This window comes from Brucella pecoris, assembly GCF_006376675.1.
In the GTDB taxonomy this organism is placed as follows: domain Bacteria; phylum Pseudomonadota; class Alphaproteobacteria; order Rhizobiales; family Rhizobiaceae; genus Brucella; species Brucella pecoris.
In genome coordinates this window covers 49,920-61,917 of record NZ_VEWK01000009.1, presented here as the reverse complement: position 1 = coordinate 61,917, position 11,998 = coordinate 49,920, and the positions used below count along the sequence as shown (strand labels likewise).

Here is an 11,998-nt window from a genome sequence, read left to right as displayed (position 1 = left end):
GATGTCATTTCCTGAAATGTGCGGGGCGCAGGCGCACCCCGCACAACGCCTCAGACGTAGGTGGCCTTGAGACGTTTCTCCGCTTCCGCCAGATCCTTGGGAGGCTTGGTGGGTTCGATACCGACGAGACGGGCAATATTGTTACCCAGATAGTCTTCGAGAATATCTTCACTGAGGTTCATGCCTTGCGGCTCGGGCGAACACAGAACCTCCAGTTCGCGCAGCCACATGCCCGGATTGTTCGGCGGCGAATCAGTTCCGAACACGATCTTGTTTGGCGGCAGTTGCTTTGCGAACTCCACGATGCGCGACTGGAAGCACCAGCCGGACTCGCAATAGACATTCGGTGAGTCCATCGCCATCCAGAACGCTTCGAACGAGTAGTTACCGCCCGTCTGTATCCCGAAATGGCCGATGATGAAGTTTACCATCGGGAATTCGCGAATGATGGGATAGAATTGCGTCGGGATCGAATAGGGCCCGTCACCCGTGTGGATAAGCACGACGACGCCCAGCTCCGCACATTTCTTCATGGCAGGCCGGAGCCATTCCAATGCCCGGTCAGGGCGATAACCATGCATGTTGGAATGCAGCTTCAGCATTTTGAAGCCGTATTCCTTGACGTGAAATTCCAGTTCCGCAGCCCCGTTCTCCGGGCCCCAGCGAGGATTGAAGTTGAAGTTACCGATGAAGCGGTCCGGATATTTCTGGCAAAGCTCGGCGACATAAGACATGTAATCGCGAATGCCGTCGCGCCCGCGGCGGTTACCATCGCGATAACCCGTATTGCCGGGTGGCGGCTGAATGAAGCCCATATCGATCCGGCGCGGCTTGCCGTTGATCATATAGGGGCCGTCCATGAGCTTCAGCATACGCTCGCCGGTGAACGGCTCACCGGTATGACGCCAGGCCTCGTCGACCAGATTGGTTGGATGCAGATGGGTGTCGATGATCATGTGGATTCTCCGCTGAACTAGGCAAGGGTCGCCAGGTAGTGCTTGTTTTCGATGCCATGACGTTCAAGTTCGGCGACTGCATCCTGATAGGTGGCGGGCGGAGGGGTTGGCTCCATGCCCAACATGCGGGCGAGATTGTTGCCGAGGTAATCCTCGAGCGTGTCCTCGTCGAGATTCATCCCTTGCGGCGGTTCGTGGCAAAGCACTTCCAGAAGGTTCAGCCACATGCCCGGTTCGTTGGGCGGAGTGTCTGAGCCGTAAAGGATCTTGTGCGTCGGCAAATCCTTGGCAAATTCGACGATGCGCGACTGCAGGCACCAACTGCTTTCACAGAATACGTTCGGATATTCCATTGCCCATTGGAAAGGCTCGAAGCAGTAGACCCCTCCCGTCTGCACACCGAAATGAGCCATGATGAAATTGACGTCTGGATATTCCTTGATCAGCGGAATCCACTCCGTCGGAATGCTGTAGGGACCGTCACCTGTATGCAGCTTGACGAGCACGCCAAGCTCCCGACATTTGTCGAGTGCAGGGCGCAGCCAGTCCTTGGCGCGATCAGGCCGGTATGCGTGCATGTTGGCCTGCAACTGAACCATGCGGAAACCGTGTTCCTTCACGTAACGCTCGATGGCCTCGACCCCGTTGCGCACGCCGCAACGCGGATTATAGACGAAGCAGCCAATGAAACGGTCCGGATATTTTTGAACCATTTCAAGCGTATACGCCATATAGGCATCGATGGACTGACGCCCGTCGAGTTCCCCGTCCGTCCATGTATAGATGGTGTTGCCTTGTGGCGGCTGGATGAACGCCTTGTCGATGCGGCGCGGTTTGCCATTGATCGTATAGGGGCCGTCCATCATTTGAATCAGGCGCTCGCCGCTGAACGGATCGCCATCATGCTGCCAGGCCAGATCGACCAGATTGGTCGGATAGCAACTGGTATCGATGATCATTGATTGGTCTCCTTTTCCCGGTCATGAAGGACCGATCCACGAGAAAACCAACTGCGTCCCCCTTTGGTGCGACAACCGTTCGCCAAGCGACGGCAGGCTTATTTTTCGACAGCAGTGATTTTCGTCACTACCCACTATCGCCGCATAGATGGCGAGACGTACAATATCGCTTTCAGTACATGGTGAGACGATTTCGATATGGTTGGGACGCGGTTTCGACATCTGTCCGCCTCCGCCCCGAAAAGCGAAATCACGCAATAAAAAAGCCGACCCAAGGGCCGGCTGTAACGCGTGAGGGACAAGGACCGCCGCAGGCGATCACTTTGAAGACTGCTTGGTCCAGTCAAACAGCATGGTTGCGCTGAGAACAGCGAAGATAAGGATGATATCGAACACGTAAACCTCGAAAATGGGAAGCCACAGGGCCTTGTTGAACGGGCAAGGAATTTACCGGTCAGCTTCCTTTGAAGACCTCTCGGATCTCCACCCCCACGCCTGACATGCGCCTCATAAATGCAATCGGGTTACGAAATCAAGGTGTGTTTCGCGATTCTTCATCGTCACGGCAGGTCTCGAGTAAAGCTGGCAACACTGGCGAGTAGGGCGGACAGAGCACCCGTGTAAAGCGCATAAAGTGGCCCGAAATCGCCATAAAGATTGAACATTGCCGCCACGAGTGCCGCTCCGAGGGATTGTCCGGCAATGCCGACAAGCGTGGATATACCCCCAGCACTGCTGCTTCTGTCTGGAGGGGAGGACATTAGCATCGCCTTCATGTTCGGCGCTTGAAACAGACCAAATCCGGCCCCGCACAAAGCCAGTCTGGTGCCAATGGCGTGAACACCGCTGTCCGGCGGGAGAAGCGCCAGCAGAAATAGCCCCATTGTAATTGATAAAAGCCCGATGCCGCAAAGAAAGGCAGGCGACACGCGGTCTGAAATAGTTCCCGCAAGGAGCGATGTCAGCGTCGCAAATACCGGCCATATCGACAACACAAATCCGGCTTCTATCTGGCTAAATCCGAAGCGCTGTTGAAAAAGAAATGGCAGGGAAATAAACGCTGCAGCCATGGCTAGAAATGACAGAATGGCTGTCAGCGCCGACAGAGCGAATATGGGGTTGGCGAAGAGGTCGACCGGCAATGCTGTTATCAATGCTGACTTGCCACGGCGTATGAGAAAAATCAGAACGATTACACCTGACGCGGCAACAATCATGCTCAACTGTTGCTGGCTGTGCGCGAGGAAATGCAGGCTCAGACAGCAGATGGTCGTCAGCGCTGCCGCCAGAACGAGCCCGATCGGGTCAACGTCGCGCCCGACAGGACGAGCGGACGGCGGCATGGCATAAAGTCCCAGGACCATACCTAACATCCCAATGGGTACATTAATCAGAAACAACCATGGCCATGAAGCCACGCTCAGGATAAGCGATGTCAGAGTCGGTCCTGCCGCCAGCGACAGCCCGACCACAAACGCGTTGATACCCATGCCGACCCCAAGCAGCTTTTCCGGAAATATGAACCGCGTGAGTGCAATTCCAGTTCCAGCGATGCAAGCGCCCCCAATACCCTGAAGCGTTCGGCCGAATATGAGCGAGCCGAATGAGGATGAGAATCCGCATATTAGGGAAGCGAGGCTGAATAGAATAATGCCGGTTATAGCGATCCTTCTCGCCCCCAGTCTTTCCGCGTAGACAATCGCGGGCAATAGGGCAAACACCATGGATAGCTGATAAGAAGCAGTAATCCATATGGCTTGTGATGCGGTCAGCTGGAGGCTGAAGGCCATTTGCGGCAACGCCGTGTTGGCAATCGCAATATCGAGGTTGGCGACAGCCACATTCAGCAAAACTGCAACAATCGCGAGCACCCGATCCGCACCATGAAGCCCGTCCTTTGTTAGGTCGGTTGCGGTATCCGTGACTGAACCGGCATATTTCAGCCTGAAGGATAACACGCTTCGCTCTTTCCGTTGGCTGCGCTTTGATTTCTACGACTTAAAGATGTCGACAACAGTGTTTTGCATTTTCAGTCACTATCGCTCTGTCTCTTTTGAGACGTACAATATTGTTTGTTCGGGCTGGTGAGAGGTTTTCGATATGGCTTACAATCATCTGAAACCGTTCGATCTGCGAACGCTGCGTTACTTCCTGGTCGTCGCAGAGGAACTCCATTTCGGTCGCGCTGCCGTACGTTTAAACATGTCCCAGCCTCCTCTCAGTCAGCAGATCAGACAACTGGAAGACCGTCTCGACGTTGTGCTGTTCAAACGCAGCCATCACAATGTTGAACTGACTGCGGCCGGCCTAGCTCTGAAGGAGCAGGCCCCGCTGATCTTCCAGCAGTTGGAAAAGGCTGTTGTCACGACCCGTATGACTGCCGCAGGATCGATCGGTCGACTGGACATAGGTGTGATCAGTTCATCACTGGTTGGTATCATACCCAGGGCGCTTGATATCTTCACCAGCCGTTATCCGGATGTCGACTGGCAGCTTCACGAATTGACGCCAGCGCTCCAGATACAGGGATTGCTCGAACGTCGCATTGATATTTGTCTTTTTCGCATGCCGCCGCATCAGGAAGGCCTGCAACGGGAAATCATTATGCAGGAAGCGCTTATGGTAGCTATGCCGAGATCGCATCCTCTCGCCAGTCAAAACACCGTCTCCCTGATGCAACTGAAAGATCACCCCTTCGTCATGTTCGGCCTGCATCAGTCGAGATTTGCAGATTTCCTCTATCAGTGTTGTGTTAAAGCCGGATTCACGCCGAGAATTCGCCAGCAGGTTGTCGAGGTACAATCTCTTCTAAGCCTCGTCGGCGCCAATATCGGCGTTGCCCTGTTGCCCGCCAGCATGCGACAGCTTGCGCAACCAGAAGTGGTTTTCAAGCCGATTCATCCGTCACCGCCAGAGATCCCATTATACGCGACCTATCGCGCAGGAGACACGTCACCAACACTTAAGCGTTTTCTGGCGATAATTGGTGAACTGATAACCGAACACCAGATAAACACGGCCTCCGATGAATCAGACCGACAAATCCAATCGGTTTTTGAGGCGCAGGAGAGCAACACAGATTGAAGGCAACAGCATCCTTCATACCAGGGCGCTGAGATGCTAACGCATCACGCCCTGAAAATGCTCAATCGCCGCACAGGCTTAACCAAAACTCGATGAGCCAAACTCATCGAGTTTTGGTATTAGAAGGACGCGCAAAGAGATGGGGCTGAACAATGTCCAGCCCCGCTTGTTCGTTCTTACTTTGCTTCGATAGCCTGAAGACCGGCAAGGGCGCATTCCGCATCGGTCGCACCCGATGGTGCGCCGCCGACGCCAATGCCACCGACCAGCGCGTCGCCGATCTTGATCGGCAGTCCACCCGCCTGAATAACGAAGCGAGAATCCATGTCCCGCATGCCATTATTAGCCGGCTTCGACGCGATAAACTCTGCAAGTTCACCGGAATCGCGACCCAGAGCTGCTGACGTGAATGCTTTTCCTTCAGCGCTTTTACCGGTATGCGGACCGGAAAGATCGGCCTTGAGCAGAACCTTCGTTGATCCATCGCGTGCTACGACTGCGACGCTCACATTGTTGCCCTTGGCGACACAGGCATCCAATGCAGCCTGCGCTGCCTTGGTTGCGAGATCGAGCGGCAGATAAGGCGTGGTTGGAAGCGTTTGAGCAAAAGCGGTAGCGGGAGCCATAGACAGGGCGATTATTGCAAGTTTACGGATCATGGTCGTTCCTCGGTTGTGATGGGGAACACTTAGTCGCCGCCAGCATCCAGCGGAATCCGTAACATTTACGATCTCATCGGTAGTTCTACGGATTCGACTGCCCCTCCAGCCACAAACGCGTCATTTCCGCTTGCGAAGTCGTGCCCAGTTTCGCCCCTATGGCCGCACGATGGCTGTCTATCGTACGTGGCGATACTTCAAGACCATCAGCGATTTGCTTGGTCGTGAAACCTCGCGCAATACGATCGAGCACCTCGCGTTCACGCGCAGTCAACGTGTCCAGCAGTGCCAGCGTTTCGGCTCTTAGCGCCTTGCTCCCGAGCCTATGGTCAAGCAATTGCTGAGCCTTCTGGATTGCGTCGATCAGATCCTGCTCATCGACGGGCTTGGAAAGATAGTCCACTGCACCGTTTCGAAAGGCGCGACGACAGGCTTCGATATCGCCGTGGCCCGAAATGATGATCACCGGCCAGTCAATTTCCTGTTCGGCCAACAGCTCCTGAAGTTTCAGGCCTGTCATGACCGGCATACGAATATCGAAGATCATGCATCCCGGCTTCAGTCGTGGTAGCTGCCCCAGAAACACAGAAGGATCAGCAAAACTCCTGACCTCGATGTCTATGGTCGACAGGAGAAGGCTGAGCGACTTTCGTACTGCTTCATCGTCATCGACGAGATAGACCGGCTGAACCATCCTCTTAACTTCCCGTGTCTTGAGCGATTGGGAGTGCAACGCGAAACAGCGCGCCGCGCTCCTGTGGAATATAGGAAATCTCGCCGCCAAAACGTTCGACCAACCGCTGACTGAGTGCCAGACCGAGGCCGGTTCCTTCAGGGCGACTTGTGGTAAACGGGGTAAACAGGCGCGGCAATAGTTCCAGTGCTACGCCAGGACCATTATCCGCAATTTCCAGAATGGCTATCGGTCCGTCAGCTTTCAGGGATGCATTGACCCGTCGGTCCCGATCTTCGTCATGAAAGGATTCAATCGCATTACGGAGAAGGTTAAACATCACCTGCTCCATTTCCACGGGATCAACCGCAGCCATCAAAGGCGTTTCGGGCATCACAAGTTCAACTTTGACGCCCCGCCGAGTCGCTTCCGAAGCCAGCAAGGTCTGCACATTTTGAAGCGACAGGCGTAGATCGGCGGGTGTCGTCTGCCGACGCTGTGGGCGAGACCAGTTGCGTAGTCGATCCAGAATGGCCGATGCACGGCGCGCCTGGTCCACCATATCGTCCAGCGCTCCAGCGAGAGCCACCGTATTGTTGCGGTTCAACAAGCGGCGCCCTGCCTGCGCGCCAGCGAGAAGTGCCGTCAGAGGCTGTGTCAGTTCATGCGCCATGCCGCTTGCCATCTCCCCCATCGTGTTGACTCGCGAGGCATGGGCCAACCGGGCCTCAAGGCCGCTCAGTTCTGCGCGGCGTTCCGCATGGCGTGTGCGTTGTGTCTGGCGGACGATGACCAACCCACCGAAGAACAGCAGATTGGTAAAGACAAAAATGGCGATCAACTGGTCAAAAGGCAACAGATCGGTCCAGCGCATGGCGAGCGCAGTCTGGAAAAGAAGCGGCTGCGTGGCGCTGCCCAGTTTCTTGGAAAAACGCGCTTCGCCGAACGAGACCGGGCTACTGAACAGAACCGTTCCATCGGGCATGAGAACGCGTCGGGCAACGCCTTTACGGCTCCAGAATGCGTCATCAGATGTAATCAGGCTGCCGGCATTGATCGCCAGCGCCAGGCCGTCGTGAGGATTATCCGTATTCGGACTGCGTTTTACGATCAAATAGTGTCCCGGCCGTGCTGTGGGTGCCAGCAGTTCGGGAACACCGCGTGATGAAAGGGCCGCCGCACGCATGGCATCGGCCAGTTCCGGTTCCAGCTTTCTGGTGCCAGTCACCGAGACGGCCGGGTCCATCGGCACCAATTGAATCTCGTCAATGCGCGGATAGAAACGAACGATCGTTGCCGCCACTTCAAGGAAAACATCGTCCTGAGAGATATCGGCAGTGCGCGCCTTGGATTGAGCAATCGTCGAAAGCGCCGTCAGATGGGCATCGTGCTGGTCGGCGCGCTGCGAAGCCTCACGGTGTAAAGTAAAGCTGGCCGCTTGAAGTTCGGACAACAGGGCGGCGCGCTGATAGACAACGAGGCCACCTATCGCCAGAAGATTGAACAGCAACCACATGAGGATCGGAAGTGCGGCAGACCGGATGCTTCTATTGTGGAGGTTCATAAATTACATCCCGGTATCAGCCGCTGTTCAGACAGAATATCGACCCAACTGACAATCATAGTTCGAACAAGTCTTGCGAAGTTATTGGAGTTTAACAAAGCTGGCAAATGCAGTGTCGGCTGGAGGGCCTATGGCTTCGCGACCGCGCGAAAAGCCGCCGCCAGCTTTTTGAGCGCGATCTCGATTTCCGTCGGTGTGTAAGCTGCAAATCCCATCAGAAAGCCAGCCTTTCCACCACCCTTAGCATAAAGCCCGGACAAGCCAAGGAGCTCGATTCCGACGCGCTGGGCAGCCGTTACGGCATTGCGTTCCGATAGGTCGCCCTTGAGACGGCAAGACATTTGCAGCCCCCCGGCAGGTACATGCGGTTCGACAAAATCCGCAAGATGTCTTTCGATCAAGTCGGCCAGCAGGTCGCGCCGTTCGGCATAGATGCCGCGCATAGACCGGACATGTGCACCGAAATGTCCGCCCTCCATGAACCGGGCAAGCGTCAACTGCGCTATTGGTGCGGAATGCCCGTCGAGCAGAGTGCGCGCAACGGTCATCGGTTTGACCAGTTGCGGCGGCAAGACCATGTAGCCGATACGTAGGCCCGGAAAGAGTGATTTGGTGAAAGTGCCGATATAGATTGTCCGATCATGCCGGTCTAGGCCTTGCACGCAGGCCATCGGCTTGCCAGCGTAGTGAAACTCGCTGTCATAATCATCCTCGATAATCCATGTCTGCTGGCGGGCAGCCCATTCGATCAGTGCCAGGCGACGATCCAGCGACAGGGTCGCACCGGTTGGAAACTGGTGCGAAGGCGTGAGAAACACGGCCTTGGCTTTGCTCGTTTCGCTTACCATCCGCTCGATCACAATGCCCTGGTCATCCACACCGACCGGGATGGCTTCAAGTCCAGCGGCATCGAACGCCTTGCGTGCGCCGTAATAGGCAGGATCCTCGATGAAGATCCGGTCACCGGGATCGAACAGCATGTTTGCACATAAAGTCAGTGCCTGTTGCGAGCTGGTGAGGATCAGCACCCTGTCGGGTGTCGCGCGTCCGCCGCGTTCCAGATTCATGTATTCGGCGACAGCGCGCCGCAAGGGCCCTGTCCCCTGCGGATCGCCATGCAGAAGCACCTGCGTGCCGGTTTCCTTCAACACCTGCCGCTCCAGACGCTCCCAAAGCTGAAGCGGGAAGTTCCGGGTTTCCGGGACGCCGTGGGCGAAAGGCCGTGGCGCAAGGAGCTCGCGCACGCCACCGCTACGAAACATGATCGCTCCGCGCTTGCTTAGATTGGGTGCCTGATTGCGCAAAAGCGCATCGCGCCGGGAAACGCTGTGTCCCGGCGTAAATTCCGTTATCTGCGCCACAAAACTTCCGCTGCCCACCCGGCGGTCGATGAAACCCTCGGCATGCAACTGCGCATAAGCCGCTTCGATCGTGTCTCGGGACACGCCCAGCGATTTGGCGAGACTACGCGAAGCCGGAAGTGCTTTTCCCGGCCCGAGTGCGCCATCGACGATCAATTGCCGGATTGATCGCTGAATGCGGGCGTGGAGCGGCATGGCCGCATGGGCAGGATGGGCAATCCAAGCCTTAACAGATTCAAGTTGGGCGTGCTTGAACAAATGGACTGATCCTGACTGGCAAAATGGATGGGACCATCAGTCCATTAAACGATTAATTGTCAAGACGTCTTGTCGGCCATGCGCCCCGAATCCCAGGAGGTTTCTCAGGATGATGTCATCCCGTGCTTCAACGTCACCGATCCGCTTGAGCGATCTTACCCACCCCATCGTGGCAGGACTGATCTCCGTTGTCGTCAATTATGGCGGCACGTTCATCCTGGTTTTTCAGGCTGCAAAGATTGCGGGATTGAGTCCGGAACTGACTGCCTCCTGGGTCTGGTCGGTCTCCATCGGCGTCGGGCTCACTGGTCTTTATCTCAGTTGGCGTTACCGCGAGCCGATCATTACCGCCTGGTCGACGCCAGCTGCGGCTTTTCTTGTCACAGCCCTTGCTACCACCTCCTACACCGAGGCAATCGGCGCTTATATGATTTCGGCGCTCGCTTTCGTCATCCTCGGTGTGTCGGGTTATTTTGAGAAAGTCATCCGGCTGATACCGCCAGGCATAGCGTCAGGCCTGCTGGCTGGCATTTTGTTGCAATTCGGAATCGGGGCCTTCAGCGGCACCACCGTCGATCCATTGCTGGTCGGGCTGCTGATTGTCGCCTACCTCGTTTTGAAACGTCTATCCGCCCGCTATGCCGTGGTTGGCATTCTCGTGCTCGGACTTGCTTTTCTGCTTCTGCAAAACCGGGTCGACCTGTCTGGATTGAAGCTCGAATTCGCAGCTCCGGTCTTCACCATGCCGGAATTTTCTCTCAATGCGCTGCTGTCCGTCGCTCTGCCATTGTTTCTTATCACGCTGACAGGGCAGTATATGCCGGGAATGCTGGTTCTGCGCAATGACGGTTTCAAGACCAGCGCCAATCCAATCGTTACCGTAACAGGTCTCGGCTCACTCATCATGGCGCCTTTCGGATCACATGCCTTCAACATTGCGGCAATCACGGCGGCGATCGCGACCGGGTCAGCAGCACACGAGGACCCATCAAAGCGCTGGATCGCCGGTTTTGCGGCGGGTATTTTCTACGTTTTCGTTGGCGTGTTCGGCGTAACACTCGCTGCAGTCTTCATGGCATTTCCGGCAAGCTTCATCACAACGCTCGCAGGTCTGGCCCTGCTGGGCACGATAGGCAGCAGCCTGGCTGGCGCCATGTCAGATCCCGCACATCGTGAGGCCGCGTTGATCACTTTTCTGGCCTCGGCCGCAAACATCAATCTTTTCGGCATCGGCGGCGCTTTCTGGGGACTGATAATTGGGCTGGTTGCACATATCGTTCTCAACGGTCGCCTGCCGCATCGTGAACGGGCCGAACTGAGCGTGAGCGAAGGAGCTATGAAATGACGGCCAAAAATATTGGAATGACCACCTCTATTATTTCAATCCAGAGTCAGGTCGTTTACGGGCATGTTGGCAACAGCGCAGCCGTTCTGCCGATGCAAGCCCATGGGTTGAATGTTGCCGCGGTTCCTACGACCTTGCTGTCCAACAATCCGCATTTTGAAACCATGCGTGGGCGTGTTCTCGAATCCGAGCTGGTCGGCGATCTGCTGCGCGGCGTCGAAGAACGCGAGCTGATTGAAACAAGCCGCTATATCGTTTCCGGCTATCTCGGCTCTCAGGCGAACGGGGATGTGGTCGCAGCGTTCGTCGAACGCGCGCGCCAGATTAATCCGGACATCAAATACATTTGCGACCCGGTAATGGGCGATACCAATCTCGGGATTTTCGTCGCCGATCAGGTGGTGGAATGCATCGTTGAGAGGCTTGTTCCACTCGCCGATCTCCTGACACCCAATCAGTTCGAGCTGGGCCTCATTGCACGGACGGATACGACCTCCTGGTCCGCACTTGAAGTTGCGGCTGCTCAAGTGCAGGCAATTCGCGGCGCCAAACTGGTCGTGACAGGCTGCAATCTGGCCGACACACCTGAAGGCTCGCTGGAAAATATCGTCTTCGACTGCACGGCCCGCACGCGCCTGACGTCACAGCGCCTGCCGATCGTACCAGTCGGAACCGGCGACCTTTTCACAGGCCTTCTGACCGCCAAACTGACGCGGGGCAACACGCTGGTCGAGGCAGCGCGCAGCGCCGCTGCCACCGTATCCGAAGTGCTCAAGCGCACCATGGAGGCGGGTGCGCACGACATGCAGCTTGCCAGTGTCATCGATGCGCTCAGCTCTTAGGCACGCAGGAAGCCTCGCCGTTCCTCCAATCCTCCCTGACAAAGGTTCCCGATCCATGCCGACGCGCGACAATCCCGGCAAATACCAACATGCCGATCGCCTCTCTCAAGGTTGCGCGCGAAACCTTGAGATCGTCGGCAAGATCGGATTCATTTGGCAGACGTTCACCATTGCGCCACTGCCCTCCAAGGATCGCAAGCCGCACTTTCTCCGCGACTTGTATCGCAAGCGACTGTCTGTCTAGCGGGCGCAACCATTCTGCTGGCCTGTCGTGTGCCACTTTGTCTTTTGCCATGC

The 11,998-nt window shown here is 56.1% G+C and carries 11 protein-coding genes; 3 read left to right on the top strand and 8 right to left on the bottom strand.

The genetic code is table 11. The features are described from left to right. Nucleotides 1-50: 50 nt before the first annotated feature. The 3 genes from FIB18_RS16390 to FIB18_RS16380 form a co-directional block, all read right to left on the bottom strand. On the bottom strand, nt 51-956 hold the full coding sequence (locus FIB18_RS16390; RefSeq protein WP_105543700.1) for an amidohydrolase family protein: 906 nt from the start codon (nt 954-956) through the stop codon (nt 51-53). A 17-nt stretch (nt 957-973) separates the two neighbouring features. Further along, a complete protein-coding gene (locus FIB18_RS16385) occupies nt 974-1,915 on the bottom strand; it encodes an amidohydrolase family protein (protein WP_140021722.1) in 942 nt (313 codons plus the stop codon). A gap of 560 nt (nt 1,916-2,475) precedes the next feature. Continuing rightward, nucleotides 2,476-3,873 carry an MFS transporter gene (locus FIB18_RS16380; RefSeq protein ID WP_140021721.1) on the bottom strand — a complete coding sequence of 466 codons (1,398 nt, stop codon included), beginning with the start codon at nt 3,871-3,873 and terminating at the stop codon, nt 2,476-2,478. A 142-nt stretch (nt 3,874-4,015) separates the two neighbouring features. Here FIB18_RS16380 and FIB18_RS16375 point away from each other — a divergent pair, with 142 nt between their 5' ends. Then, nucleotides 4,016-4,999, top strand: a complete 984-nt coding sequence (locus tag FIB18_RS16375) for a LysR substrate-binding domain-containing protein (RefSeq protein ID WP_140021720.1) — start codon at nt 4,016-4,018, stop codon at nt 4,997-4,999. 176 nt (nt 5,000-5,175) lie between these two features. Here the strand turns inward: FIB18_RS16375 and FIB18_RS16370 are convergent, their stop codons facing one another. The 4 genes from FIB18_RS16370 to pdxR form a co-directional block, all read right to left on the bottom strand. Next, nucleotides 5,176-5,658, bottom strand: a complete 483-nt coding sequence (locus tag FIB18_RS16370) for a GlcG/HbpS family heme-binding protein (protein WP_140021719.1) — start codon at nt 5,656-5,658, stop codon at nt 5,176-5,178. An 85-nt stretch (nt 5,659-5,743) separates the two neighbouring features. Continuing rightward, nucleotides 5,744-6,352 carry a response regulator transcription factor gene (locus FIB18_RS16365; protein ID WP_140021718.1) on the bottom strand — a complete coding sequence of 203 codons (609 nt, stop codon included), beginning with the start codon at nt 6,350-6,352 and terminating at the stop codon, nt 5,744-5,746. Between the two features lie 4 nt (nt 6,353-6,356). Beyond that, entirely contained in the window at nt 6,357-7,895 is a 1,539-nt protein-coding gene (locus FIB18_RS16360; RefSeq protein WP_140021717.1) for a sensor histidine kinase, read from the bottom strand. A gap of 128 nt (nt 7,896-8,023) precedes the next feature. Next, nucleotides 8,024-9,514: a MocR-like pyridoxine biosynthesis transcription factor PdxR gene (gene pdxR, locus FIB18_RS16355; RefSeq protein WP_140021716.1), complete on the bottom strand. Its 1,491-nt coding sequence runs from the start codon at nt 9,512-9,514 to the stop codon at nt 8,024-8,026. 109 nt (nt 9,515-9,623) lie between these two features. On the opposite strand from pdxR, the gene FIB18_RS16350 reads away from it, so the two are divergent. Both FIB18_RS16350 and pdxY read left to right on the top strand, forming a co-directional pair. Next, the gene (locus FIB18_RS16350) at nt 9,624-10,859 is read left to right on the top strand and encodes a benzoate/H(+) symporter BenE family transporter (RefSeq protein ID WP_140021715.1); all 1,236 of its coding nucleotides are present in this window, start codon (nt 9,624-9,626) and stop codon (nt 10,857-10,859) included. Continuing rightward, the gene (pdxY, locus tag FIB18_RS16345; protein WP_140021714.1) at nt 10,856-11,701 is read left to right on the top strand and encodes a pyridoxal kinase; all 846 of its coding nucleotides are present in this window, start codon (nt 10,856-10,858) and stop codon (nt 11,699-11,701) included. The genes FIB18_RS16350 and pdxY overlap by 4 nt, the downstream gene beginning before the upstream one ends. Here pdxY and FIB18_RS16340 read toward each other — a convergent pair. Continuing rightward, nucleotides 11,691-11,996 (bottom strand): FadR/GntR family transcriptional regulator, encoded by a 306-nt coding sequence (locus FIB18_RS16340; RefSeq protein WP_140021713.1) that lies wholly within the window; start codon nt 11,994-11,996, stop codon nt 11,691-11,693. The two genes, pdxY and FIB18_RS16340, sit on opposite strands and share 11 nt — an antisense overlap. Nucleotides 11,997-11,998: the final 2 nt, after the last annotated feature.